This window comes from Nocardia rosealba, from assembly GCF_020216065.1.
Taxonomy (GTDB): Bacteria; Actinomycetota; Actinomycetes; order Mycobacteriales; family Mycobacteriaceae; genus Nocardia; species Nocardia rosealba.
Window position 1 is genome coordinate 14,657 of sequence record NZ_JAIWNA010000002.1, and the last position, 24,892, is coordinate 39,548.

Genomic DNA, 24,892 nt, shown 5'->3' on the forward strand with positions numbered 1-24,892 from the left:
ACCCGAGCGGTGCGAGCGGTAGCGTCTACCCGGAGCTGGACCGTACGAAAGTGAGGCGGGTGGCGAACCGGCCTCGCTACCCTCGACAGGGGTTACCGGCAAGGAAACGTATAAGGAGCAGCGGATCGTGACGACAGCGGAAACACCGTGGGACGGTGGGCCGGAACAGGTCACCGAGGCCGTCGAGATCGGCCCGACGGGCCGCCCGCTGCGCCTGGTACCCGAACCACCGCAGGTCAAGCAGCACGGCGACGCGCTCGTCGTGGCCATGTGCAATCAGAAGGGCGGGGTCGGCAAGACCACCTCGACCATCAATCTCGGTGCGGCACTGGCCGAATACGGGCGCCGCGTACTGCTGGTCGACCTCGACCCGCAGGGCGCGCTGTCGGCCGGTCTCGGCGTCGCCCATCACGATCTCGACCTGACCGTGCACAACCTGCTGATCGGCGGCAAAGCCTCGGTCGACGACGTGCTGCAGACCACCAAGGTCGACGGCATGGACCTCCTACCCAGCAACATCGACCTCTCGGCCGCCGAGATCCAGCTGGTGAACGAGGTGGGTCGCGAACAGTCCCTCGGCCGCGCGCTGGCCGGAGTGCGTGATCGCTACGACTACATCCTCATCGACTGTCAGCCCTCGCTCGGGCTGCTCACCGTCAACGCGCTCGCCTGCTCCGACGGGGTCATCATCCCGATGGAATGCGAGTACTTCTCGCTGCGCGGGCTGGCCCTGCTCAATGACACCGTGGAGAAGGTGCGCGACCGCCTCAATCCGCGGCTGAGCCTGTACGGGATCGTGGTCACCATGTTCGATGCCCGGTTGCTGCATTCGCGTCAGGTGATGTCGCGCGTGGTCGAGGTGTTCGGCGACCTCGTCTACGACACCGCCATTTCGCGCACCGTGCGGTTCCCGGACGCCAGCGTCGCCGGTGAGCCGATCACCACGTGGGCGCCGAAATCGGCGGGCGCGGAAGCGTATCGCGCCATGGCACGCGAGGTCATCCACCGGTCGGGCCGGTGATCGAGGCACAACCTGCGGTGCAAGCAGTACCCGAAGAGGCAGTACCGGCGGAAACCAGCGGATTCCATCTGCGGCTCACCAACTTCGAGGGGCCGTTCGATCTGCTGCTGACGCTGATCAGTTCACGCAAACTCGATGTCACCGAGGTGGCGCTGCACAAGGTCACCGACGAATTCATCGCCTACACCAAGGCATTGACGGCCGAGCTGGCCGAGAACACCAAGCTGCGCGCGGACAAGATCCTCGATCAGACCACCGAATTCCTCGTCGTCGCCGCGACTCTGCTCGACCTGAAAGCCGCCCGGTTGTTGCCGTCGGGGGAGATGACCGACGCCGATGACCTCGAACTGCTCGAGGCACGCGACCTGCTGTTCGCCCGGCTGCTGCAGTACCGCGCGTTCAAACAGGTGGCCGAGTTGCTCGCCGAGCTGGAAGCCGCCGCGCTGCGCCGGTATCCGAGGTCGGTGGCGCTGGAAGATCAGTTCGCCGGGCTGCTCCCCGAAGTGACCCTCGGGGTGGATGTCGCCGCGTTCGCCGAGATCGCGGCCGCCGCGTTTCGGCCGCGTCCGATCGCCGAGGTAGGGCTCGGACATCTGCACATGCACACCATCTCGGTGGCCGAACAGGCCGAGCTGGTGCTGGCCCGGCTCAAGGAACGCGGGCCCGGCGGGTGGACGACCTTCGCCGAGCTGGTGTCCGATTGCACGGTTCCGGTGGAAATCGTGGCCCGGTTCCTGGCGTTGCTCGAGTTGTATCGCGGCAAGACGATCGCCTTCGACCAGCCCGACCCCCTCGGCCCACTGGCTGTGAGCTGGCTCGGCGAACTCGACCCCGACGCCGAGGCGGCGGCACTGACCTTCGAGGAGGATTACGGGTGATCGGCGCACCGAAACAGACCCGAGGGCTCCCGAACAGCCAGCAGGAGGCGGCATGAGCGAGACAGTGGCTGAATTCACGTCCGAGCGGCTCGACGACGCGGAACTGCGGTCCGCGCTCGAGGCCATGCTGCTCGTCGTGGACGCTCCCGCGCCGGTAGAACAGCTGGCCGCGGCCCTGGACGACACCAGCGAACGGGTCGAGGAAACCCTGCGCGCGATGTCGGCGGAACTGACCGCGCGCGGCAGCGGCATCGACCTGCGTTTCGTCGGTGACGGTTGGCGCTTCTATACTCGACAGGAGTACGCGCCCTATGTCGAGCGGGTACTGCTCGACGGGGCCCGGACGAAGCTCACCCGGGCCGCCTTGGAAACCTTGGCGGTGGTCGCCTATCGCCAGCCGGTGACCCGCACCCGGGTCAGCGCGGTTCGCGGGGTGAACGTCGACGGAGTGATGCGCACGCTGCTGGCGCGGGGCTTGATCGCGGAAGCGGGTCAGGACCCGGAAACCAACGGCACGCTCTACCGCACCACCGAGTTGTTCCTCGAACGGATCGGGCTCGCCTCACTGGGCGACCTGCCACCGCTGGCGCCGCTGCTTCCCGGCGTCGATCTGATCGACGAGATCAGCGAGAGCCTGGACACCGATCCCCGGTACACCAGGCTGCAAAAACCCGCCGAGTCCGACATGGATCTCGGCACCGACGATTGACAGGACAGATGAATAATTCCGCTCGCCGAGATGGCACACCGGATCGAAGAAAACGTAGCGACCAGCCCCGAAGTGGCGCGAACCGAACCGCGGCTCCCCGCGGCGGCAGTGCGCGCACCGGTCAGGCCGGTACCCGTGGCGAGGCCCCCGGCCGCCGCGGCACCAGCGCGGGTGGCTTCCAGCGCGGCAATCAGACAGCGGCCCGATCGGCCGGCTCCTTCCAGCGTGACGCCGAGTCCGGTGGTCGCCGCGGCGCGACCGGCGGCTACCAGCGCGACGACCGTCGCAGCGCCCCCGGTGGTTACCAGCGTGACGATCGACGCAGCGCCCCGGCCGGTGGCGACCGTCGTGGTCCGTCCGCCGGTGGTTACCAGCGTGACGACCGTCGCGGCGCAGGCGCTGCCAACGGTGGCGGTTACCCGCGTGGTGACGCCGACCGCGGACAGCGTGGCGACACAGCCGCACAGCGCAGCGGCACTTCGGCCGGCACGCAGGCCTTCGCGGCGCGCAACAAGAAGTCCGCGAAACCGCAGCGCAAGGTCGTCGCCCCGACGATCCTGAACAACGCCAAGCCTGCCCGTCATCAGCACGCCGACACCGCCGAGGGCCCCAAGAAGCTCCCGTGGGGTGAAGGCGAACGTCTGCAGAAGGTGCTGGCCAAGGCCGGTGTGGCCTCGCGCCGCGCCGCCGAGGAGATGATCGCCCAGGGCCGCGTCGAGGTCGACGGCAAGATCGTGCGCGAGCAGGGTCTGCGCATCGACGCCGAGAACGCCGTCGTGCGCGTGGACGGCACCCGCGTGGTCGTGCGGGACGAACTCGTGCACCTGGTGCTGAACAAGCCCAAGGGCTGGCAGTCCACCATGTCCGACGACCTGGGCCGCCCCTGTGTCGGTGACATCGTCGCCGAACGCATCGCCGCTGGTCAGCGCCTGTTCCACGTGGGTCGGCTCGACGCCGACACCGAGGGCCTGCTGCTGCTCACCAACGACGGTGAAATGGCGCACCGCCTGATGCACCCGTCGTTCGAGGTGCCCAAGACCTACCTGGCCACCGTGTACGGCGAGGTCAACTACCGGCTCGTCGGCAAGCGGCTGCGCGAAGGCGTCGAGCTCGAGGACGGGCCGGCCAAGGTCGACAAGTTCATGGTGCTCGAGTCCTACGAGGGCCGGTCGCTGGTGAAGCTGGTGCTGCACGAAGGCCGCAAGCACATCGTGCGCCGCCTGCTCGACGAGGTGGGTCACCCGGTGATCCGCCTGGTCCGCACGCACCTCGGTCCGGTGGCCCTCGGTGATCAGCGTCCCGGCACCCTTCGGGTGCTAGGCCGCGACGAAATCGGCAAACTCTACGAGGCGGTGCAGCTGTGAACGGAGTGGATTTCTCGGTGGAACCTGCCCAGGGCAGGCTGGCCGGCGACGGCACGCTCGTCGTCGCCATGGACGGCCCGTCCGGCACCGGCAAGTCCAGTGTGTCGCGCAAGTTGGCCACCCGCCTGAACGCCCGCTACCTCGACACCGGTGCCATGTACCGGGTGGCGACGCTGCGGGTGCTGCGTGCGGGCGTGGATCTCACCGATGCCGAGGCGATCGCCGAAGCCGTTGCGGCGCTGCCTCTTTCGATCGGCACGGACCCGAGTCACGAGGTCGTCGAACTCGACGGTGACGACGTGTCGGCCGAGATCCGCGGTGACGCGGTGACCAAGGCCGTTTCGGCGGTGTCGGCGGTGGCGCAGGTGCGCGACCAGCTCGTCGCCCTGCAGCGTGAGATTGCCGCCGTGGCCGGCCGGATCGTGGTCGAGGGCCGCGATATCGGCACCGTCGTGCTCACCGACGCCGACGCCAAGATCTACCTCACCGCCTCCGCGGAGGCGCGCGCCCAGCGGCGTAATGCCCAGAACATCCGCGAGGGACGCGGCGACGACTACCCGGCCGTGCTGGCCGACGTACAGCGCCGCGACACCCTCGATTCCACCCGCAAGGTCTCGCCGTTGCGCCCCGCCGCCGACGCGGTGCTCGTCGATACCAGCGATCTCACGATGGAACAGACCATCGACGAGCTGTATCGCGTGGTGGCCCAGCAGCTTTCGGCCACGACAGGAGGGTCGCGATGATCGAGGACGTACTCGAGGGCGACGGTATCTGGACCGATGAAACCGACTGGGAGATCACCGATCTCGAAGGTGAGGGCGAGGGTGAGGAACACCTCGCCATGCCGACGGTCGCGGTGGTCGGCCGTCCGAATGTCGGCAAGTCGACCCTGGTGAACCGCATCCTCGGCAGGCGCGAAGCCGTTGTCGAGGACGTTCCCGGTGTTACCCGTGACCGGATCTCGTACGAGGCCAGCTGGGCCGGACGCCGCTTCCTCGTGCAGGACACCGGCGGCTGGGAGCCCGACGCCAAGGGCCTGCAGCAGCATGTGGCCCGTCAGGCCGAGGTCGCGATGGAGACCGCCGACGCGATCCTGCTCGTCGTCGACGCCACCGTCGGCGCGACCGCGACCGACGAGGCTGCGGTGCGCAAGCTGCGCCGCTCCAAGATCCCGGTGATCCTGGTCGCCAACAAGGTCGACGATCAGAAGGTCGAGATCGAGGCCGCGACGCTGTGGTCGCTCGGCCTCGGCGAGCCGCGCATGGTCTCGGCCGCGCACGGTCGCGGTACCGGTGACCTGCTCGACGATGTGCTCGCCGCACTGCCCGAGACCCCGCGCGAAGGCACGGGTGTGGCCGGGCCGCGTCGGGTGGCGCTGGTCGGCAAGCCCAATGTCGGCAAGTCGAGCCTGCTGAACAAGCTGGCCGGCGACGAACGTTCGGTGGTCCACGATGTCGCGGGCACCACCGTCGACCCGGTCGACTCCCTGGTGGAGCTCGGCGGCAAGGTGTGGAAGTTCGTCGACACCGCCGGTCTGCGCCGCAAGGTCTCCAATGCCACCGGCACCGAGTTCTACGCCTCGCTGCGGACCAAGTCGGCGCTCGAGGCGTCGGAGGTGGCGATCATGCTGATCGACGCCTCGGTGCCGATCACCGAACAGGACCTGCGGGTGATCAGCCTGGTCGCCGACTCCGGTCGCGCGCTGGTGCTGGCGTTCAACAAGTGGGACCTGGTCGACGAGGACCGCCGCTACATGCTCGAGCGCGAGATCGATCGCGACCTCGTGCGGGTGCCGTGGGCGCAGCGGGTGAACATCTCCGCGCACACCGGTCGCGCCGTGGCGAAGCTGGTGCCGCAGATGGAGACCGCGCTCGAGTCCTGGGACAAGCGCATCTCCACCGGCCGGTTGAACACCTGGCTCAAGGAAGTCATCGCGGCCACCCCGCCGCCGATGCGCGGCGGCCGACAGCCCCGCGTCATGTTCGCCACCCAGGCCAGCACTCGTCCGCCGACGTTCGTGCTGTTCACCACCGGTTTCCTCGAGGCGGGTTACCGCCGCTTCCTGGAACGGCGCCTGCGCGAGGAGTTCGGTTTCGACGGCTCGCCCGTGCGCATCTCGGTGCGCGTGCGCGAGAAGAAGGAACGCAGAAAGTAGTTCGACCCGACGAGGCCCCGGCGCACACCGCCGGGGCCTCGTTTCGTTATGCGTCGAAGACGCGATCGAGCAGGTGCTCCACCAATTGTGGTGAGCGCGCGGCGTAATCGTTGTCGGTGAGCATGCCCTGGGCGAGTCCGCCGAGCGTGAGCAGGATCAGCTCGGCGTCCGCGACGATCGTCGCGTCGTCGGCCTCGTCGCCGCGCGCACGCCGGAGCTGGTCTGCCACTGCGTTCACGATGTATTTCGGTGCCCCGGTCATATCGGCGGCCGCGACGTCGGAACCGGTGAGGGCGGCCGCGTGGAAGATCCCGAGAATTACCGCGTTCTGCCTACTGGCTTCGTCGAGGGGGAGTAGCGCGAGCAGCATCGCGCGCACCACGTCGCGTGGCCCGGACCCCGGCCCCAACGCCGCGAGTTCCCGCCCGAACCGCTCCCCGGAATCGATCACCACCGCCTGATGCGTGGCGACCAGGAACTCCCGTTTTGTCCCGAAGTAGTACTGCACCGACCGCACCGATACCCCGGCTTCGGCGGCGACTGACTGGAACGTGGCCGCGTCGAGCCCGCCCCGCGCGATCACTCGCCGCGCGGCATCGGTGATGACCCCGCGGCGCTCGTCATGGTCGGCCAAACGCGGCACCCTGCCTCCTTCGTCGCTGTCGGCGAAATCTTTATGGTACGCCCATATCATCTATGTGGTACGGTCATATCATCAACGAGGAACAGGGGTGGTTATGGCCAAGATCGGGCGATTCAAGAACGACGCCGCGCGCGAGGAGTACCTGCGGACCTATCGGGAGCTGGAGAAGCAGTGGCCCGTTCCGTCGGAGATGCTCGATATCCCTACTTCCTTCGGCATGACGAAGGTCCGTAAATCCGGTGCGGGACAAGGCATTCCGTTCGTGCTGATGCACTCTCTCGGCGGTAACAGCCTGATGTGGCGTCACGTGATCGAGGACTTCGCCCGCGATCACGTGGTGTACGCGCCGGAGATGATCGGCGCGCCTGGTCTCAGTGTGCAGACCGCACCGATCGACGAGACGAAGTTCGGCGCCTGGTTGGGGGAGGTCCTCGACGGGCTCGGCGTCGAGCGGGTTCATCTGGTCGGGTATTCACAGGGTGCGTGGCAGGCGATGGCTGTCGCGACCACTCAGCAGGCACGGCTTGCGAGCCTGAGCGTCGTGGAGCCGAGCGGCACCTTGACCAAGATCAAATGGAGCCTGTTGTGGACGATGCTTCGCGTCGGTGCCCGGCCGACGGACAAGAACCTGCGCGCGATGAACGCACGGCTCAATCCGGGCGTCACCCTGACCGACGCCGAATTCGCCGGTGTGAAGGCGGCTCTCGGGTATGCCCCGACGATCGGCTATCCGAAGATGTTCACCGACGAGCGACTCGCGACGATCACGACACCGACCCTGCTGCTGCTCGGGTCGGAGTCGTTGGTGGTCGATCCGCAACTGGCCGAACAACGCGTGCGCGACAACCTGCCCACCTGCGAGGTCGAGATCTTCCCCGGTGTGGGGCACGGTCTCTTCTATCAGATTTCCCGGCAGGTGACCGCGCGCATCCTGGACTTCGCCCGCCGCTACGAACACATCGACGCGCGCCACGCCGAATAGCTGACCTATCCGGACTGATAATCCGCTGAGAACGGTGCATAGTGGACACCTTGGGGGCGGCTGAGGCGTTGTTTCGGTAAGAGGTCGACGGTGGCCTCCGGAAGGAGTGCGTCATGAGTCTCATCGGAACCCTGCTCGGGTGGGTACTGACGGTGTTCTTGGTGCTGTTGATCGCGCGGATGGTGGTCGACTGGCTCGAAACGCTTGGCAATCGGTCGCCGTGGGTGGGGAAGGTCCGGTCGGTGACCCATGCGGCGACAGAACCGGTGATCGCGCCGGTGCGCAAGGTACTCAAGCCGGTCCGGCTGGGCGAGGTCTCCATCGACCTCGCCTTCACGGTCGTGTTCATCGCCGTGCTGATCCTGCGGGCGGTGGCGTTCAGCCTGTGACCGGCGCACCCTCCACCCGCCACCTGGTGAGCACCGCGCTCACACAGGTGGCGTCGGTGAGGGCGTCGACAGTGTCGGCCAGCGCCGATTCGCGGGCGCGGTGGGTGAGGACGATGAGATGTGCGTCGTCGCCGTGGTGTTCCTGACGCACACGTTCGATGCTCACCCCGTGGTCGGCGAAGATCGAGGCCACCTGCGCGAGCGCGCCCGCGTGATCGGTGACCCGCAGGTTCAGGTAGTAGCGGGTGGGAATGTCGCCGAACGGCGCGACCGGTAGCTCGGCGTAGTACGAGGCGCGGGGAGCCCGGCCACCGTTCACGCGGTTGCGCGCCGCGCTCACCAGATCACCGAGCAGTGCCGAGGCGGTGGCCCGCGTCGCGTCGCGACCGGAGAACATCAGTCGCCCCGCGCCCTCGGCGTCCACCGTCACCGCGCTGAACGGCGCCTCCACCTGGGCCAGCGGGTGCGCGGCAGGCAGCAGTGCGGGATGCACCCGTACCGAGATCCATTCCTTGCCACCGTCTTCGGGCTCACTGATGCGGGTGCACACGGTCAGCTGACGCAACCGCAACGACAACGCGTCGGCAGCCGCCAGGTCGTGTGCCGGCGCCACCCCGAACTCCTCGAAATGCACATCGGTGACCTCCACCCGGGTATGAAAGGCCAACGTGGCGAGGATCGCCGCCGCGTGCGCGTCGGCCGCGGCGAAGACGCCGAGCACCTCGCGCACGCGATCGCCCGACAGCGACTGCGTGAGCGGCCGGACCACCGGCACCCCGCCCGCAACGGCGGCCTCGAAACACAGATCCGCCCCGAATTCCTCGGCAGCCGACATCAATTCGGCACCGTGCGAGGCGATGAGCGCGGTATTCGCGGTCACCACCGACCGCCCCGCCCGCAATGCGTCGAGGACGGCGTCCAAGCTCTCGGAGGTCGCGGTGGTGTCGACGACGAGGTCGGCCGCGTCCGTGTCGAGGGTCAATCGCGCCCCGGCTCGTGCGCTCAGTTCGTCGGTGGATTCGGCGATGATCCGCACCACCTCCCCGGCCTGCGCCCCGGTGCCGAGCACCGCGACACGCAACGAACGGGAACGAAAGTGCCGAGTAGCCATACGAATTCGCCTAACGCCGAGAACCGCCGAACATCGGAGCCGGCGCACGCGCGCCACCCCCATGCGGCCAGTATCCCGCCAGAAACGGCACGGCGGCACCACTTTTCGCGTCACAAACCGCCCAGCCACGCCCGGATTGCCGGGATACTCGACGGGAGTTACCCGCGAGTACCTCGCGGGCGAGCAGGGAGAGGACAGCGGGATGGCCCTGGTTGTACAGAAATTCGGTGGCTCGTCGGTCGCGACCGCGGAGCGCATCCGCCGGGTCGCCGAGCGGATCGTGGAGACCAAGAAGCAGGGCAACGACGTGGTTGTCGTGTGCTCGGCGATGGGCGACACCACCGACGAATTGCTGGATCTGGCGGGTCAGGTGGCGCCGGCACCGCCGCCGAGGGAGATGGACATGCTGCTCACCTCGGGCGAGCGGATCTCGAACGCGTTGGTGGCCATGGCCATTCATTCCCTCGGCGCGGAGGCGCGTTCGCTCACCGGTTCACAGGCCGGGGTGATCACCACCGGCGCGCACGGCAACGCCAAGATCATCGAGGTCGACCCCGGCCGGGTACGGCGCGCCCTCGACGACGGCGAGATCGTACTGGTCGCCGGCTTCCAGGGCGTGAGTCAGGACAGCCGTGACGTCACCACGCTCGGTCGAGGCGGCTCCGACACCACCGCCGTCGCCTTGGCGGCCGCGCTACACGCCGACGTGTGCGAGATCTACACCGATGTCGACGGCGTGTTCACCGCCGACCCGCGCATCGTCGGCGATGCCCAGAAACTCGACCAGGTCTCCTACGAGGAGATGCTCGAGATGGCGGCGTGCGGTTCCAAGGTGCTCATGCTGCGCTGCGTCGAGTACGCCCGCCGCTACCAGGTCCCGGTGCATGTTCGCTCGTCCTACACCGACACCGTCGGCACCACCGTGTTCGGCTCGATGGCCGACATCCCCGCCGACCAGGCCGTGCTCACCGGAGTCGCGCACGACCGCAACGAGGCCAAGGTGACCGTGGTCGGCGTGCCCGACGAACCCGGTTACGCCGCGCAGGTTTTCCGTGCCGTGGCCGATGCCGAGGTGGGCATCGACATGGTCGTGCAGAACACCGGAACCGGCCGCACCGACATCACCTTCACGCTGCCCGCCGCCGACGGCGACCGCGCGGTCGCGCTGTTGCGCTCGCGTCGCGCCGAGATCGGCTTCGCCGATGTGCGCTACGACGACCGCGTCGGCAAGGTATCGCTCATCGGTGCGGGCATGCGCAACAATCCCGGCGTCACCGCGACCTTCTGTGAGGCACTGGCGGCAGCGGGCATCAATCTCGACCTCATCGCCACCTCCGAGATCCGCATCTCCGTGCTGGTCCGCGACACCGACCTCGACGAGGCGGTGCGCATCCTGCACCGCGCCTTCGACCTGGGCGGGGCCGAGGTGGCCGTGGTGCACGGCGGAACGGGACGCTGACCTGCTTCAGCCGATCGAGGCGGTGAGGGCGCGCAACGCCTCGGCGGTGGCCGGGATGAGCGGCGCCCGTCGTTGCGCGGCGCGGGCGGCCAGTTGTTCCATGATCCGCTCGCGCACCCCCGGCCATTCATCGCGCAGGATCGAATAGAACGCGGTGTCGCGTACCTCGCCGTCGAGGCCACGGGAATGCGCCCGGCGTACACCGTCGCTGACCGCGCCGAGCCGTTCGATGGCCGCCCGCGAGCGCAGGTTGCGGGCGTCGGCGCGCAGGGTCACCCGGCGCACCCGCCACGTGTCGAAGGCGTGGGTGAGCAACAGCAGCTTGGAGTCGAGATTCACCTGGCCCCCGCGCACGGCGGGGGTGAGCCAGGTGTTGCCGATCTCCACGGCGTCGGGAATCGCGCCGCCGGGGGAGGCGGTGACCGGTTCGGCCGACAGCGGCCAGGTGAGCGGACCCTGCCAGTAGTCGAGGCGGGTGAAGCGGGTGGCGCCGACCACGCATTCGTCACCGATCATGACGATGGCGAAGGCCAGCGCCGAACCCGCCAGTTGGGCGGCCTCGGCCTGGAAGACATACGTGCGCGCTTCCTGTTCGCCGTGCGGGACAACGGTGAACCCCGGTTGGCCGCGCAGCGCCTGTGCGGCCGCTGCCAGACCGGGAACGTGGTGGGGTGCAAGGGGTTCCAGCCGTACGATGCGGCCGTCGAGGATAACGGGTGCGGGCATGGTGACCGGCGTCCTTCGTTTGAGAGGGTCACCGAATCACGAGGCGTGGATCCTCACGCGGCACATGATTCGGCGAAGCGACACGAACGATCCAGCAGCATCGAAAAGAACTGGATGGACGATAGCCGAACGTGCGCCGTTCAAACACTCGAACGCACCCGTATGTCGCGCGCGTGTGCACGACACGAAATGGGCGCCGATTCCGGTGCCGCCGACTCGGTCCGGTCACAAACCGCTCCGATGTCTGTCTCGAGGCCCGTTTACGCACCTCAGAGGCTATAACGGTTCTATAAATCACAGCATTGTCGGCTTGCTGGGCAATTGTCCAGAATTGTCGGACTATTCCAGTTCGAACGCCTATTCCTGGGAAATGTAACAACCGTTATCGCTTCGTGTCGAACACCTATTCGATGTGACCCAGATCACATGGTCTGTTATCCTCCGGTTAGACCTGGCACGCTCGATATTGCTGAACGTTAACCGTTTGTGATCACTGCGCGCGCCACCTGCGTGGTTTGACCTACCGGCTGTGTCGGGACGGCCGTCCGGAAGGGAGCTCGTGACTATGAGCAGCATCTACTTCGAACCGAACAGCAATCTGTCAGTTACCAAGCGTGACCGCCACGTCACCGACGACTCCATCGCCCCCCTGGCGATTCCGAGCCTGGTGCTCGGCATGTTCCTGGTCGGCCTCGGCCTGATCGCGCTCCTGCGCCTCGGCGACTGGTTCGCCAACTATGGGCCCGAACTGGTCATCTCCGCCTATGCCCTCTATATGGCGGCGTCCGGTTGGCTGGTGGTCTGGAGCGCGGCGACCGTCCGGTCGCAGCGCGGTCACGGACCGGCCGGGTCGTCCTGATCGTCTCGGCCCGCCGCCGCGAGTGCCTCCGACAGTTCCCGGCGCAGACGCTGCGCCGTTGCCTCGTCGCCCGCGTCGGCGGCCGTGGTGATGTCCTGGCGTAGCTGGGCGATGGTGTCCTGCGAAACCATGAGAATCCTCCTTCAGATGTATGCCGACGACGTGGCGGGCGCCAGGTCGTAGACGGCGTATTCGGTACCGATCACCGGCTGGGCGACATTGCGCACCCGGATTCCGCCCGGGGTGGTGCCGCGTTCGGTGCCCGCGTGGGCGTGACCGTGGACCGCCAGGTCGGCGCCGCACGCATCGATCGCCTCCCCGAGCAGGTAGGAGCCGAGAAACGGGTAGATCTCCGGCGGCTCGCCGTGCAAGGTGTCCGACACGGGCGAGTAGTGGGTGAGTGCGATGGTCACGTCGGTGTCGAGCCGGCTCAGCGCCGTGTGGAGCTGGTGCGCGAGCTCGACTGTGTGGGTCGCGAACTCGCGCATCTGCGGTTCGCCGAACGCGCTCGCGCACTTGCCGGCGAACCCGCCGCCGAAACCCTTGGTCCCCGCGATGCCGAGCGTGCGTTCACCGATGGTGAGCACCGTCGAGGTGCCCTCGAGCACGGTGATGCCGTGCGCGGACAGCAGCGCGCTCATCTCCTGCTCGCGGTCGCTGTGATAGTCGTGATTGCCGAGCACCGCCACAACCGGGACGTCGAGATCGCCGAACTCGCTCGCCACCACCTCCGCCTCTTCGAGGGTGCCCAGGCGGGTGAGGTCACCGGCGAGCAGCAACACATCCGCGTGCTCTGGCAGCCGTTCGAACACCGGCCTGCACCGACCACGCGAATCCGCGCCGAGGTGCACATCGCCTACCGCCGCTACGCGCATCCCACTCACCTCAGCACTTCCGGTTCGGCCGGTTCGGCGGGTCTGCGTACCCGCACATCGTTGTGGACCCGCAGGTCACCGATCCGCTCGTGCAGCACGGCCTCCAGTGCCCGCCTGCTCTGTTCGTCGGCGACCTCGCCGGTGAGTACGACGACATCGGAGCGCAGCGTCACGTGCACACTCATCGTCGCGGTCCGCGGATCCTCGGCGAAGGCGCGGCGCAGGTTGGCGACCACGTACTGCGGTGGTTCGGCGGCGGGCGCGGGTGGTACGTGGTGGACGCCGAGGTCGTCGAGCAGCCCGAGAAATGCCCGCGCGTAAGGCGATTCGGCCGTGTCGCGGTGCACCTGGGCCCAGTCGATCTGCTCGCGCAGGGCGCGGGCGACCTCGAGCAGGCGGGTGAAATCGAGACGGTGCGCGTCGAGCACCATGAGTTTGTCGACCAGCACGTCGGTGGCGGGGAGCACCGGTGCGGTCGCCGGGCCGACCGGCATCGACTCGGCACGGTCGAGCAGGTCGTCGTCGACGGTGCGATGGTTCGTGCGGAAGATCAGGTCGACGAGGATCTCGCCGTCATAGACCTTGGTCAGCCAGTTCTCCGGTGGATCGACGGGCCGTAAGCCCTTGGCCGCCAACGCGTCCCGCGCGGCATAGGCGTCCTCGGCGCGGAGGAAGATGTCCACGTCGTGATCGCTGGCCGGACCGCCGTGCGCGTACACCGCGCAGCCGCCGGCCACCGCGAAGCGAATGCCGTTGTCGTGCAGGGTGTTGACCACGCGGGTCAGCGTCTGCAGCAGGTCCGAGATCTCGGCGGTCATCAGGCCACCACCTTTCGCCGGGGACACCCCGGGCCCGGCATCGTGCCAGGCCCGGGGTCGGTAGCAGGGAGTCAGCGGCCGCCGTGGCTGTGCTGACCGCCCTCGCGCTTGGCCTCGGTGGGCTGCGCCTGGGCGCCCTTGCGGCCTGCCTCGCGCGGGTCGGCGGAATTGCGATCGCCGAAGCTGCCGCTGCTGGCCTGGCCGCCACGGGCCGCCTGCTCCTGGGTGTCGTTTCGGTTGCCGAACTGTCCAGGGTTGTTCGGATCAGGCATGAATGCCCTCCTCGTGTCGTCTGGTCTTCTGGCATGTGGCCGTTGTTCTCGACCACACCGTCGCACTACCCGGCCGCGCGCCGCTCAATCACGGGTACGCCGGTCGGTGGCGGGATTCGGGCGGTGTGTGCCGGGTATGCGCGCAAAGAGGGCATCGGCCCCGGGCGACGAGGAGCGGTGATGGACGACGATGACGCCGACTGGAATCGACGGGTGCGTGGCGAGAACACCATCCAGCGTCTCGACCGCAACTGGGCCTCCTTGCTGCAAGAACTGCGGGTGCTGCAGACCGGTGTGCAAGTACTCACCGGTATCTTGCTGACCTTGCCGTTCCAGTCCCATTTCGACGCCCTCAGCACGGAATTGCGGGTGGTATACCTCGTCGTCGTCACCGCGTCGATCGCCGCGACCGCCCTGCTGGTCGCCCCGGTGGCAATGCATCGGCTGCTGTTCCGCAGGCACCGGCTCGATGCCCTGGTCACCGGCGCGCACCGGCTCGCGCTGGCCGGTATCGCCCTGCTCGGGGTCGCGCTCACCGGCATCGCCGTGCTGATCTTCGATGTGGTGGCCGGGACCACGGCGGGCATCGTCGCCGGAGTCGTCGCCTCGATCGTGTTCCTCGGTCTGTGGGTGGTCCAGCCGCTGGTCTACCGCAAGGGGCCGGAGACGGACTGAGCTATTCGCTGCTTTCGCGATCTTCCAGGCCAACGGCGTCGGACAGTTCCTGCCGTTCCCTGTCCAGTGCCGGATACTCGTTGCTCAATTCGCCCATCAGCGCCGCGAGACCGGCGGCGAGCGCGTTGAGCTTGTGCTGGGCGGCGTCGTCGTTGCGGGCCTGGGTGTTCTGCACAGCGCCACGAGCAGGAAGGTGACGATCGTGGTCGCCGTGTTGATCACCAGTTGCCAGGTGTCGATGCTCGGGAAAAGGAACACCGAAGGTGCCCAGATCAGGACCAGGGTGAGGCAGGCGGCGAAGAACCATGCCTTGGACGCGAAATTGCTTGCGCCCGTGGCGAAACGGTCGAAAAAGGGTTTGTGATTCGAGATGTCCGACGGCATCGTCGCATCGTTCGACTTGTGTCCGGACATGTCGACCACCCACCTTCACCGGGCCGGGCAAAGAACTCTGTGACAGGCGAATATCCGTTTCTCGGGATTTCAACCAAAAGGTCGGTTCGGTTCGGCCGCACCGGGTAAACGCCCGCTGTCCACCGATCCGAAAGAGGTGAAGCATGGCCGTCTGTGAGACGTGTGGCAACGACTACGCGCGCGCGTTCACCGTGAGCCGCGACGGGCAGAGCTGGACATTCGACAGCATCGAATGCGCCGCATCGAAGCTGGCACCCGACTGCGCGCACTGCGGATGCCGGGTTCTGGGCCACGGGGTCGAGGCCGGACAGACCGTCTTCTGCTGCGCCAACTGTGCCCGCCGCGCCGGGCACGACGCCCTCGTCGACAGCGTGTAGGAGGAGCCGTGCACGAGGACATGATCTGGGTGCAACTCACCGTGCCCGCCGGAGTGGACGACGTCTTCGCGGTGCTCGCGGACGGGTGGTCGTATTCGGGCTGGGTTGTGGGCGCCTCGCACATTCGCCGCGTGGACAAGGGCTGGCCCGCGGTCGGTACCCGCATCCATCACAGCGTGGGGCCGTGGCCCCTCGTCATCGAGGACACCACCGAGGTGCGGGCATCGGACGCACCGCACACGCTGGAACTCGACGCGCGGTTGTGGCCGATGGGCGCGGCTGTCATCCGCTTCGAGCTGCGCGAGGTCGCCCCGGCCACGACCGAGGTGCGGATGGGGGAACTGGCCGTGCGCGGGCCGGGCAAGCTCGTCCCACGCGCCGCGCAGGAGTTGTTGCTGACCCCACGCAACCGCGAAACCCTCGACCGGCTGTCGGACCTGGCTGTCGGCCGCAGCCGCGCCGCGGCCGGAGGCTGACCGTCAGGGCTCCAGGTCGGTGAGCGCCTTGCCGCTCGGGATATCGAGCGGCACCGAGACCTGGTCGTGGGCGATCAACCAGCTGCCACCGACCTTGCGCAGGCACAGCGTCGCGCGCACCCACATGCCGTCGGTGACAGCGCCGTCGCGCAGTGTGCCGCGCAGCCTGCCGAAACCGTGCCCGTATGCCACGTCGGTGCCGGTCGTGAAGGTCAGGTCGTGGAACTCGTAGGTCAGGGTGTCGAACACCTGGAATACCCGTGCCCAGTTCGCCAGCTTCGCCGCCCTCCCGCAGTGTTGCAGGGGTGGCTCGATATCGAACGACACGGCGTCGTCGGTGTAGAGGGCGCCGATGCCGTCGAGGTCCTTGTTCCGCAGGCACTCGACCAGCCGGTCGATCTGCGCGCGGATCTCGGCGGTTTCGTCGGCGGGCCGCCGCAGCGGTGCCAGGGCTGTGGTCCACGCGACGAGCTGGTCCAGCGTCTTGCGCAACGCGAGGTCGTGGTGCTCGCGCGCGACGAAGGTGGTGGCGTTCTCGAAATCGGTGAGCACGCCGATCGATACCGAATGGCCGATGTCGGCCATCCCCAGCGTCCCGCACACGGTGCGCAATTGCACCACGGAGCGGGCGCCGCCGTTGACGCCGTACCCGACGAAGGCGACGGTCTTGTCGGTCCACTCCGCGAACGCGTGGTCGAGGGCGTTCTTCAGGACGCCGGGAACACCGCCGTTGTACTCGGGGGTGACGATCACGAACCCGTCGAACGGAGCGATCCGGGCGGCCCAGGACCGGGTGTGTTCATTCTCCGACGGGCCGAACATCGGCGGCGTTGTCTCGTCGAAGTGCGGGAGCGGGTGGTCGCGCAGGTCGACGAGCTCGAATTCGGCGTCGCCGCGTCGCGACGCCGAATCCAGCACCCATCGGGCGACCTGGGCTCCGTTACGGTTGGATCGGGTGCTGCCGAGAATGATGCCGATTCTGATCATGACCTTCCGACGACGCGGACGCCGGAAATGTCAGGCCCTCACAGATCGGGGCGCTGTTTCGTCGGTCATGGTGAGGGAACCGACCGCGAGGAGCCGATCATGACCGACCCCCACCTGTCCGAGGTGATGAGTGAGCGCCGCCAGTTGCTCAATCTCGCCTACCGGCTGCTCGGATCGCTGGCCGAGGCCGAGGACGTGGTGCAGGAGACCTATGCGCGCTGGTACGCGATGAGCGAACAGCGCCGCGCCGAGGTGACCACGCCCGGTGCCTGGCTGACGACGGTGGCGGGGCGCATCTGTCTCGACCTGCTCGGCTCCGCCCGCGCCCGCCGGGAACGCTATGTGGGCGAATGGATTCCGGAACCGGTCCCCGGCCGTTCCGACTTTTTCGGCGGTACCGCAGCGCCCGACCCCGCCGATCGAGTGACGCTCGACGAGTCGATCAGCATGGCCTTCCTCGTCGTGCTCGACTCCATGACCCCCGCCGAGCGGGTGGCCTTCGTGTTGCACGACGTGTTCCGCTACTCCTTCGCCGAAATAGCCGAGGTGGTGGGGCGCACTCCGGCCGCGTGCCGTCAGCTCGCCTCGAGCGCCCGCCGTCGCATCGATACCTCACCGCGCCCACCCGAAACCGCGCGCGCCGAGGTGGTGCGGAATTTCAAACGGGCCTGGGAGGCGGGCGATATCGAGGGACTCGTCGGGTTGCTCGACCCGACCGCGATCGCGACGGCGGACAGCGGTGGGCTGGTTCCCGCCTTCCGGGAGCCGCTGGTCGGCAGCAGTGAGATCGCGACGGCGTGGATCCACATCGGCACGCGGTTGTCGACAGTGGTGCTGGTGGAACGCATGGTGAACGGGCAGCTCGGTCTGGTCGCCGAGGCCGACGGGAAGGTTATCTCGGTCTACTCCTTCGACATCATCGACGATCGGATCAGCCGGATCTGGGTGATGCGGAATCCGGAGAAACTGCGTGCGTGGACAGGCTAGGGATCGTTGCGGGGAACGCGGCCGTCCACGTCGGTGAATCCGTAATCCTCGGCCAGATCGGCGACCTTCCACGCCTTTCCGGTGCGCGCGAGCCGGTCGGGGTCGGCGGCCAGGGCGACAACGGCCCGGCCGGGAAACCTCGGTGTCTCGGCGGCGTTCAGATCGAAGGTTCCTTCACCGGGCAAGGTCACCAGGCGACGGCCCTGGTCGTCGGCGGGAACCATCTGCAGCAGTTCGGTATTCACGATGCCGGGCCAGAGGGATACCGCGGTGGTCGCGGTGCCGTCGAGATCGTGGGCGAGGTCGGCGGTGAGCCGGTCCAGGGCTGTCTTGGCGACCCCGTACACCGCGTTGTGCAGGTAGCGCTGCGAACCGGGGGAGGAGATATTGACGATCAAACCCTTCGACTCGATCAGCAACGGGGCGGCGAAAACGCTTGCCGCGTAATGCGATCGGACGCCGATGTCGAACGTCTCGTCCCAGGCCGCAGGCGGTACCTCCCAGAATTTGCGGCCGAGCCAGCGGGCGGCGGCGGGGGAGTTGTAGACATTGTTCACCAGCACGTCGAGGCGGCCCTGTTCGGCGCGCACCCGCGTGAACAGTTCCTCGACCGCCCCGTCGTCGCGATGATCGCAGACCACCGCCACGCCGAGCCCGCCGAGGGCGGTCACCTCGGCGGCGGTGTCGTGCACGGTGCCGGGGAGCCTGCCCGCGGTGGTCGTGCGACCGGTGACGTACACCGTCGCGCCCGCCGCGCCGAGTTCCTGGGCAATGCCTTTGCCGATGCCGCGGCTGGCTCCGGTCACTACCGCGACCCGTCCGCCGAGAATCTTGGGTGTTCCGCTCATGGCCTCGGGACACTACCTTGAAATAGGAACACGTTCTAGATTCTTGGAGGCGCTGGTGGAACTTCGGCATCGATTCCTGGACGCCTGCGACGTCCGGTTACATGTGACCGAGCAGGGGCAGGGGTATCCGGTGGTGTTCTGCCACGGCTTCCCCCACACCGGCTACATCTGGCATCGCCAGCTCGCGGCCGTCGCCGAGGCGGGTTTCCACGCGATCGCGCCCGATCTGCGCGGCTACGGACGCACGCAGGCGCCCGCCGATGTCGAGGCGTACACGAATGCGGCCGTGATCGGCGATCTGCTCGCCCTGCTCGACGACATCGGCGCGCGGCAGGCGGTTTTCGTCGGCCTCGACTTCGGCGCCCAGCTGGTGTGGGAGCTGTCGTTGCGTGCGCCCGAGCGAGTGGCCGCCGCGGTGGTACTGAACAATCCCTTCGCACCGCGCCCACCCCGCCCGCCGTCCGATTTCTGGACCAAGGCCGCCCAGCGCCACTTCCTGCACCTGTCCTATTTCCAGGAACCCGGCCGTGCCGACGCCGAACTCGCCGAGCGGCCCCGCGAATTCCTGGCCAGGGTCTACTACTCGCTCTCCGGCGACTACCACTACCTCGACACCTGGAAGAACCCGCCGGGGCTCGGCTATCTCGATGTCCTGCCGAAAGCCCCCGATCTGCCGTGGTCCTGGCTCGGTGAGTCCGAATTCGACACCCTCGCCACCGAATTCGAACGCACCGGGTTCACCGGCGGCCTCAACTGGTATCGCAACCTCGACCGCAACTGGCACCTCACCGAGTCGCTGGCCGATCGCCCCGTGACCGTCCCGACCTATTTCCTCTACGGCGAGAACGACCCCGACATGGAGGGGTTCAGCGGCCGCGACCCGCTGGCCACACTGCGCGCCAATGTGACGGATCTGCGTGCGGTAGTGCAGGTTCCGGGTGCGGGGCATCTGGTCCATCTGGAACGCACGGACCCGGTGAACGAGTTCGTTCTCAACGCGCTCGCTGACCTGGCGCCACGGCCGTAGCGGTCGGGTCGGTTCAGCGTGCGCGGTCGTAGACGAGGGCGAGCTCGCCGGACGCACCGGCGGTGTGGCTGGTCAGTGTCCACCGGGAAGCCGGCAGCCCGTCGGTGAAGAACAGCGCGCCACCCCCGGCGATCTCGGGAACGATCATCAGATGCAGGCGGTCGATCAAATCGGCGGCGAGCAGATCGGCCACGATCGTCGGGCTGGTGTTGACCAGGATGTCGCCGGTACCAGAGCTCTTCAATTCGGTGATCACCTCGGCGGCGGGTGCGTTCACGACGCGCGTTCGCTCCCAGGGTGATCCGGTGAGCGTGCTCGACAGCACCACCTTGTCCACGTCGACGAGCCACTTCGCGTAGGCGCGGTCGCGCGGATCGGCGTTCTCGTCGGCGGCGACGGTCGGCCAGTAGCCGAGGAACCCTTCAGCGTTGCTGCGCCCGAGGACCGCCGTTGTCGCGTCGGCGTGAATTCCGCTGAGGTAGTCGCGGGCGGTTTCGGTGCTCGCGTAGGTGACGATGGCGCCGAGATCGGACGGGCCGGCCGGTCCGTGGTAGCGGCCGTCGAGGGTGAGGCTGATGTTGGTGGTGACGCGGCGAGTGCTCATGATCGGGCTTTCCTGTCGAGGTTGTCGAGGACCTGGGACCAGCCGGTTTCGATACCGGCGATGAAAGAGGCTGCCGCCACCGTGGTTTCGGCGATGACGAGGTCGAGCCGGAATCGGGTCCCGGGCCCGTCGGGCTCGAAGGTGAGGGTGTAGTGGCCGGTGAAGGAGACCTCGCCTGCCGCATCGAGTACCGACAGGTCGAAGGCGAGGCGGTGGTGTTCGTCGGCCTCGATGACCCGTCCGGTCGACCGGTAACGCCCGCCGTCGTCGTCGCGGTAGTCGAGCACCACCCGGCCGCCGGGAAACGGCTCGATCCGGCAGTCGGTGATGGTCATCGACGGCGGCACCCACCAATCCGCGAGCAAATCCGGATCCACCCAGTGCCGCCACAGTGCCTCGGGTGCGACTCCGAACGTCCGCTCGAAAGCGAAGCTGCGCCCGTCGGCCCACCGATCATGCTGCGCGGCAGCGGTTTCGGCTTCGATGGCGGCCAGATAGCGCTCCACCACATCTCGCTCGTCGGCGTGCTCCTCGATGGTCGCGAGCATCGCGCGCAACCGCTTGTCGAGCTCCCGCAACGGTCCGGGTTCCACGGCGTAGACGCGGCGTTGCCCGAGCGGGAACACCGAGACGAGGCCCGCCTTGGCGAGGGTTTGGAGGTGCTTGGTCGTCTGCGGCTGACGCAACCCGGTGTGGGTGGCGAGTTCGCCGACCGACCGAGGCCGCTGCGCGAGGAGTTCGACGATGCGCCATCGTGCGCTGTCGCCGAGTGCGGCTGCGATCTCTTCCATGAGCAGAAGTATTCACTATGAAGAATATTCCTGTCAAGGAATACAACTGTGGCCCCCGGCCTTGTCAGCCGGGGGCCACAATTCGAAAGAGGAGCCGGATCAGTCGCGGAAGGCGTCCTTGACCTTCTCGCCGGCATCCTTCAGGTTGGACTTGGCCTGGTCGCCGCGGCCCTCGTTCTGCAGATCGCGGTCGTCGGTGGCCTTGCCGGTCGCTTCCTTGGCCTTGCCGGCCAGCTCTTCGGCCTTGTTCTTCGCCTTGTCTGCCAAGCTCATGGCATTCCTTCCGGACAGAACGCTCGACCACTGGTGATCGATGGGCCATCCTTGGGACCCACGGGGCGTCTACCCGGGGCCACCGAACACAAACAGGGCCTAGGTGAGAAGGTCGGCCAGATCACCGATCACCACATCGGCGCCCGCGGCGCGCAGGGCGGCCGGGCCCGTGCCGCGATCGACCCCGATCACCCGGAAACCACCCCGACGACCTGCCTCGACGCCCGATACCGCGTCCTCGATGACGATCGTCTCGGCGGGTTCGACACCCAGTGCTCGGGCGGCGGCGAGAAACATCGCCGGATCGGGCTTGCCCGCAAGCCCGTCACGCTCGGCGACGGCGCCGTCGACGATCACCGCGAACCTGCCGAGCAGTCCGGCGGTTTCGAGCACCAGCACCGCGTTGCGCGAACTGGATACCACTCCCATCGGAATCCGGAGCGCCGCAAGAGCATCGACCAGACGCAGCGAGCCGTCGAACACGTCGACCCCGTCGCGGTGCACGATCTCGGTGAATCGCCCGTTCTTCCGGTTGCCGAGGCCGTGCACGGTGGCTGCCTCAGGGTCGTCGTCGACGGTGCCGTCGGGTAGTCGCAGCCCGCGCGAGGACAGCACCGCTCGCACACCGTCGATCCGTGGTTTGCCGTCGACGAGGTCGTAGTAGTCGTCATCGGTGAACGGTGCGACCTGTGGTGGCAGGAACTCGGTGAACAGCGTGGTCCACGCGCGGCGGTGCACGGCAGCGGTATCGGTCAGTACCCCGTCCAGGTCGAACAGCACGGCGGCGGCCTGCTGTACGGCCACCCGCTCGGTCACGAGGCGACGCTTTCGGGCGCGCGTACCTCGACGACCTCGCCCGGCCACACCCGCACGGGGTCGCCCCACACGCTGATGGTTTCGGCGGGGCCGTCGCCGATCAACTCGAACCGGGCGTCGTGGTGGCCGAGGTCGGCGCGCACCACCCGCCCGTGCCAGTGCACCGAGAACCGCAACCGCTGCCACGACGCCGGCAGCGCGGGGGCGAACCGCAATCCCTCGCGGGTGGCCTGGAAACCGCCGAACCCATGCGTGGCGACCTGCCAGGTGCCCGCCGCCGACGCGATGTGCATGCCCTCTTCCGTATTGCCCTGATTGTCGTCGAGATCGACGAATGCCGCACGGCCGAAGTACCTTTCGGCCGTGCCCGCCTCGCCTACCCGCAAGCCCACGATGGCATGGATGGAGGGACTCAGCGACGACTTGTGCAGTGTTCGCGCCTCGTAGAACAAGTAGTTCTGCCTGCGTGTCTCGAGCGAGTACTCCTCGGGCAGCAGGTGCATGAGCATCACCACGTCGGGCTGTTTGAGCAGCGACGTGTCCTCACAGTTGAAGTGGTCGAAACCCGCCGGGTATCGCGGCATGTCGTTGTCGTCCCATTCGGTGATGGGGACGACGGTGCGTTCGAAATAGCCGTCGAACTGCTCGATCACCCCGCAGTCGGGGTCCACCGGCACGCGGATTCGCCGAGCCGCATCGACCCATTGCTCGGCGTCGGCCGCCGACAGCGCCGACGGTTCGGCATGGGCGGCAAGCAGTTCCGGTTGTTCGGCGGCCATCCGCCGATAGACCGCCGAAGCCTGTTCCAGGTGCCAGCGCACCAGCCGGTTGGTGAAGGCGTTGTTGTCGACGTGGGAATGGAATTCGTCCGGCCCCATCACTGTTCGCAGCACCAGCGCATCGCCTTCGGGTTCGCATCGCTGTACCCAGTAGCGGGCGGTCTCGAACAGGATCGGCGCACCCTCGGTGAACAGGTACGTCTCGTCGCCGGTGACCTCGGTGTAGCGCATGATGGCGTACGCGACATCGGCGGTGACGTGCAGTTCCTCCTCCCTGGTGTAGAAGCGGCCCGAGCCGTCGTGGGTGTACTGCGGGCATTCCTCGCGGCCCGTGTCCGCCGATTCCCACGGAAAGCGGGCACCGGTGGCGCCGTTGTCGGCGGCGACCTCGCGGGCACCGGGCAGGGTGTGGTGGCGGTAACCGAGCAGGGCGCGAGCCGCACGCGGCTGGGTGAACAGGTAGAACGGCAGCAGCATGATCTCGGTGTCCCAGAAGACGTGGCCGCGATACCCTTCGCCGGACAGGGATTTGGCGCCGATACTCACCGTCGGGTCGTCCGGGTTGGCGGCGATGAGCAGGTGATAGACGGCGAACCGCAATGCCTGGGTGACGCGGTCGTTGCCGACCACCTCGCAGTCGGATTCGGCCCACAACCGGTCCCACGCAGCCGCGTTCGCCGCGCTCGCCTGGTCGAAATCGGTGACCCTTGTGACGGTCGCTCGCGCCCGATCATCCGGTGCCGCAGCGGCTTCGGGATCACGGCTGGTGGCGATGCCGACGAACTTGTCGACGCCGACCGTCTCGCCCGCCGCGACGGCGAAGTCCACCTCGACCGCGATCGACTCGTGACTGCGCACCTCGACCCGGCGTCGCGGTGACGTCGGCAGGTCGGTGCGCAGGGCGTAGGCCAGATCGACACCGCTGTCGATCGTGCGGCATTCGAGCATTCCCACGTCATCGGTGAATCCGGTTCCGGTGGAACGCAAATGGGTGGACAAAGCCCACTTGTCCCACTTGCGGTCGTACCCGAACTCGGTGTCCTCACGGTAGGTGGGTAGCCGCTCGAGATTGCGCCGGTGCCCGTCGATGCCGGTGCGGATCGTCACCGTTGCCGCGCGATCCAGCGCGGTCACCCGAATCCGCAGGCAGCACAGATCGCGATCGGCCATGCTCGCGAAACGTTCGGTGCGCAGCACGAATCGGGCACCGTCGGGCAGCGCGAATTCGGTCTCGCGGGTGAGGGTCCCGCGGCGCAGGTCGAGCTCGCGGTGATGGCGGAGCACCGCCGCCGATTCGGTGTCGAGCCGGGTTCCGTCGGCGAACACCTCGGTGACCAGCCAGTCCGGCGCGTTCACCAGGTCGACGACCGGCGCGTCGAAGGCGTCGTACACCCCGGCCAGAAAGGTGCCGGGCAGCGAGCCGGTATGCCGCTCCTCGAGCGAGCCCCTGGTACCGAGGCGGCCGTTCCCGACGGTGAAGATGGTCTCGAAATAATTGGCGCGGTGCGGGTCCCATTCGTTCTCGACAACGATCCACGGGTTCATGGCGGCCCTCCGGGAGGTGATCGAAGGTGCGG

The 24,892-nt window shown here is 67.7% G+C and carries 29 protein-coding genes and 1 pseudogene; 15 read left to right on the top strand and 15 right to left on the bottom strand.

Translation table 11 applies throughout. The features are described 5' to 3' along the window. Positions 1–127: 127 nt before the first annotated feature. The 6 genes from LDL21_RS06815 (at position 128) to der (ending at position 6,127) form a co-directional block, all read left to right on the top strand. Positions 128–1,021: a ParA family protein gene (locus tag LDL21_RS06815; protein WP_067494410.1), complete on the top strand. Its 894-nt coding sequence runs from the start codon at positions 128–130 to the stop codon at positions 1,019–1,021. Continuing rightward, entirely contained in the window at positions 1,018–1,899 is an 882-nt protein-coding gene (locus tag LDL21_RS06820; protein ID WP_370465808.1) for a segregation and condensation protein A, read from the top strand. The genes LDL21_RS06815 and LDL21_RS06820 overlap by 4 nt, the downstream gene beginning before the upstream one ends. A gap of 52 nt (positions 1,900–1,951) precedes the next feature. Next, positions 1,952–2,608: an SMC-Scp complex subunit ScpB gene (gene scpB, locus LDL21_RS06825; RefSeq protein ID WP_225279268.1), complete on the top strand. Its 657-nt coding sequence runs from the start codon at positions 1,952–1,954 to the stop codon at positions 2,606–2,608. 8 nt (positions 2,609–2,616) lie between these two features. Beyond that, positions 2,617–3,972: a pseudouridine synthase gene (locus LDL21_RS06830; protein ID WP_225279269.1), complete on the top strand. Its 1,356-nt coding sequence runs from the start codon at positions 2,617–2,619 to the stop codon at positions 3,970–3,972. Positions 3,973–4,040: 68 nt separating this feature from the next. Next, on the top strand, positions 4,041–4,715 hold the full coding sequence (cmk, locus tag LDL21_RS06835) for a (d)CMP kinase (protein WP_225280301.1): 675 nt from the start codon (positions 4,041–4,043) through the stop codon (positions 4,713–4,715). Further along, positions 4,712–6,127, top strand: a complete 1,416-nt coding sequence (der, locus tag LDL21_RS06840) for a ribosome biogenesis GTPase Der (protein WP_181698632.1) — start codon at positions 4,712–4,714, stop codon at positions 6,125–6,127. Before cmk ends, der begins: the two co-directional genes overlap by 4 nt. A 46-nt stretch (positions 6,128–6,173) precedes the next feature. On the opposite strand, the gene LDL21_RS06845 is transcribed toward der, so the two are convergent. Next, positions 6,174–6,770 (bottom strand): TetR/AcrR family transcriptional regulator, encoded by a 597-nt coding sequence (locus tag LDL21_RS06845; RefSeq protein ID WP_225279270.1) that lies wholly within the window; start codon positions 6,768–6,770, stop codon positions 6,174–6,176. Between the two features lie 94 nt (positions 6,771–6,864). Here LDL21_RS06845 and LDL21_RS06850 point away from each other — a divergent pair, with 94 nt between their 5' ends. Together LDL21_RS06850 and LDL21_RS06855 are read left to right on the top strand one after the other, a co-directional pair. Further along, positions 6,865–7,752, top strand: a complete 888-nt coding sequence (locus LDL21_RS06850) for an alpha/beta fold hydrolase (RefSeq protein ID WP_225279271.1) — start codon at positions 6,865–6,867, stop codon at positions 7,750–7,752. A 113-nt stretch (positions 7,753–7,865) separates the two neighbouring features. Next, positions 7,866–8,141: a YggT family protein gene (locus LDL21_RS06855; protein ID WP_181698635.1), complete on the top strand. Its 276-nt coding sequence runs from the start codon at positions 7,866–7,868 to the stop codon at positions 8,139–8,141. Here LDL21_RS06855 and LDL21_RS06860 read toward each other — a convergent pair. Further along, positions 8,131–9,252, bottom strand: a complete 1,122-nt coding sequence (locus LDL21_RS06860; protein ID WP_225279272.1) for an ACT domain-containing protein — start codon at positions 9,250–9,252, stop codon at positions 8,131–8,133. The genes LDL21_RS06855 and LDL21_RS06860 overlap by 11 nt on opposite strands. A gap of 202 nt (positions 9,253–9,454) precedes the next feature. Here LDL21_RS06860 and LDL21_RS06865 point away from each other — a divergent pair, with 202 nt between their 5' ends. Continuing rightward, positions 9,455–10,711, top strand: a complete 1,257-nt coding sequence (locus tag LDL21_RS06865; protein ID WP_181698637.1) for an aspartate kinase — start codon at positions 9,455–9,457, stop codon at positions 10,709–10,711. Positions 10,712–10,717: 6 nt separating this feature from the next. Here the strand turns inward: LDL21_RS06865 and LDL21_RS06870 are convergent, their stop codons facing one another. Further along, positions 10,718–11,437 (bottom strand): GNAT family N-acetyltransferase, encoded by a 720-nt coding sequence (locus LDL21_RS06870; RefSeq protein ID WP_181698638.1) that lies wholly within the window; start codon positions 11,435–11,437, stop codon positions 10,718–10,720. 565 nt (positions 11,438–12,002) lie between these two features. Here LDL21_RS06870 and LDL21_RS06875 point away from each other — a divergent pair. Then, a complete protein-coding gene (locus LDL21_RS06875) occupies positions 12,003–12,296 on the top strand; it encodes a hypothetical protein (RefSeq protein WP_181698639.1) in 294 nt (97 codons plus the stop codon). Here the strand turns inward: LDL21_RS06875 and LDL21_RS06880 are convergent. The 4 genes from LDL21_RS06880 to LDL21_RS06895 form a co-directional block, all read right to left on the bottom strand. Further along, on the bottom strand, positions 12,272–12,427 hold the full coding sequence (locus LDL21_RS06880; protein WP_157104676.1) for a hypothetical protein: 156 nt from the start codon (positions 12,425–12,427) through the stop codon (positions 12,272–12,274). The two genes, LDL21_RS06875 and LDL21_RS06880, sit on opposite strands and share 25 nt — an antisense overlap. A gap of 12 nt (positions 12,428–12,439) precedes the next feature. Then, positions 12,440–13,171 (bottom strand): metallophosphoesterase family protein, encoded by a 732-nt coding sequence (locus tag LDL21_RS06885; protein ID WP_225279273.1) that lies wholly within the window; start codon positions 13,169–13,171, stop codon positions 12,440–12,442. Positions 13,172–13,176: 5 nt separating this feature from the next. Continuing rightward, positions 13,177–13,989 carry a BON domain-containing protein gene (locus LDL21_RS06890; RefSeq protein ID WP_225279274.1) on the bottom strand — a complete coding sequence of 271 codons (813 nt, stop codon included), beginning with the start codon at positions 13,987–13,989 and terminating at the stop codon, positions 13,177–13,179. 71 nt (positions 13,990–14,060) lie between these two features. Continuing rightward, positions 14,061–14,261: a hypothetical protein gene (locus LDL21_RS06895; RefSeq protein ID WP_067988858.1), complete on the bottom strand. Its 201-nt coding sequence runs from the start codon at positions 14,259–14,261 to the stop codon at positions 14,061–14,063. A gap of 180 nt (positions 14,262–14,441) precedes the next feature. Here LDL21_RS06895 and LDL21_RS06900 point away from each other — a divergent pair, with 180 nt between their 5' ends. Then, complete coding sequence (locus LDL21_RS06900) at positions 14,442–14,936, top strand: DUF6328 family protein (protein ID WP_181698642.1); 495 nt, start codon at positions 14,442–14,444, stop codon at positions 14,934–14,936. 1 nt (position 14,937) lies between these two features. On the opposite strand, the pseudogene LDL21_RS06905 reads toward LDL21_RS06900, so the two are convergent. Further along, a pseudogene (locus tag LDL21_RS06905) lies at positions 14,938–15,350 on the bottom strand (low affinity iron permease family protein). A 143-nt stretch (positions 15,351–15,493) separates the two neighbouring features. On the opposite strand from LDL21_RS06905, the gene LDL21_RS06910 reads away from it, so the two are divergent. Together LDL21_RS06910 and LDL21_RS06915 are read left to right on the top strand one after the other, a co-directional pair. Further along, positions 15,494–15,727 carry a metallothionein gene (locus LDL21_RS06910; protein WP_067493989.1) on the top strand — a complete coding sequence of 78 codons (234 nt, stop codon included), beginning with the start codon at positions 15,494–15,496 and terminating at the stop codon, positions 15,725–15,727. Between the two features lie 8 nt (positions 15,728–15,735). Then, positions 15,736–16,203, top strand: coding sequence for an SRPBCC family protein (locus tag LDL21_RS06915; RefSeq protein WP_308017117.1), 468 nt, complete (start codon positions 15,736–15,738; stop codon positions 16,201–16,203). Positions 16,204–16,206: 3 nt separating this feature from the next. Here LDL21_RS06915 and LDL21_RS06920 read toward each other — a convergent pair whose 3' ends face one another. Next, on the bottom strand, positions 16,207–17,190 hold the full coding sequence (locus LDL21_RS06920) for an NAD(P)H-dependent oxidoreductase (RefSeq protein WP_225279275.1): 984 nt from the start codon (positions 17,188–17,190) through the stop codon (positions 16,207–16,209). Between the two features lie 99 nt (positions 17,191–17,289). Between LDL21_RS06920 and sigJ the strand changes: the two genes are divergently transcribed. Continuing rightward, positions 17,290–18,177 carry an RNA polymerase sigma factor SigJ gene (gene sigJ / locus LDL21_RS06925; protein WP_181698644.1) on the top strand — a complete coding sequence of 296 codons (888 nt, stop codon included), beginning with the start codon at positions 17,290–17,292 and terminating at the stop codon, positions 18,175–18,177. Here sigJ and LDL21_RS06930 read toward each other — a convergent pair. Continuing rightward, on the bottom strand, positions 18,174–19,025 hold the full coding sequence (locus LDL21_RS06930; RefSeq protein ID WP_181698645.1) for an SDR family NAD(P)-dependent oxidoreductase: 852 nt from the start codon (positions 19,023–19,025) through the stop codon (positions 18,174–18,176). The genes sigJ and LDL21_RS06930 overlap by 4 nt on opposite strands. A gap of 55 nt (positions 19,026–19,080) precedes the next feature. On the opposite strand from LDL21_RS06930, the gene LDL21_RS06935 reads away from it, so the two are divergent. Then, positions 19,081–20,052 (top strand): alpha/beta fold hydrolase, encoded by a 972-nt coding sequence (locus LDL21_RS06935; RefSeq protein ID WP_225279276.1) that lies wholly within the window; start codon positions 19,081–19,083, stop codon positions 20,050–20,052. A 13-nt stretch (positions 20,053–20,065) separates the two neighbouring features. Here the strand turns inward: LDL21_RS06935 and LDL21_RS06940 are convergent, their stop codons facing one another. From LDL21_RS06940 to LDL21_RS06960, 5 genes are all read right to left on the bottom strand, one after another. Continuing rightward, positions 20,066–20,656: a dihydrofolate reductase family protein gene (locus tag LDL21_RS06940; protein ID WP_225279277.1), complete on the bottom strand. Its 591-nt coding sequence runs from the start codon at positions 20,654–20,656 to the stop codon at positions 20,066–20,068. Continuing rightward, the gene (locus LDL21_RS06945; protein ID WP_225279278.1) at positions 20,653–21,447 is read right to left on the bottom strand and encodes a metalloregulator ArsR/SmtB family transcription factor; all 795 of its coding nucleotides are present in this window, start codon (positions 21,445–21,447) and stop codon (positions 20,653–20,655) included. Before LDL21_RS06945 ends, LDL21_RS06940 begins: the two co-directional genes overlap by 4 nt. Before the next feature lie 99 nt (positions 21,448–21,546). Further along, positions 21,547–21,720: a CsbD family protein gene (locus LDL21_RS06950; RefSeq protein ID WP_067494014.1), complete on the bottom strand. Its 174-nt coding sequence runs from the start codon at positions 21,718–21,720 to the stop codon at positions 21,547–21,549. Positions 21,721–21,819: 99 nt separating this feature from the next. Then, the gene (locus tag LDL21_RS06955) at positions 21,820–22,536 is read right to left on the bottom strand and encodes an HAD family hydrolase (RefSeq protein ID WP_225279279.1); all 717 of its coding nucleotides are present in this window, start codon (positions 22,534–22,536) and stop codon (positions 21,820–21,822) included. Then, positions 22,533–24,860 carry a glycoside hydrolase family 65 protein gene (locus LDL21_RS06960; RefSeq protein WP_225279280.1) on the bottom strand — a complete coding sequence of 776 codons (2,328 nt, stop codon included), beginning with the start codon at positions 24,858–24,860 and terminating at the stop codon, positions 22,533–22,535. Before LDL21_RS06960 ends, LDL21_RS06955 begins: the two co-directional genes overlap by 4 nt. Positions 24,861–24,892: the final 32 nt, after the last annotated feature.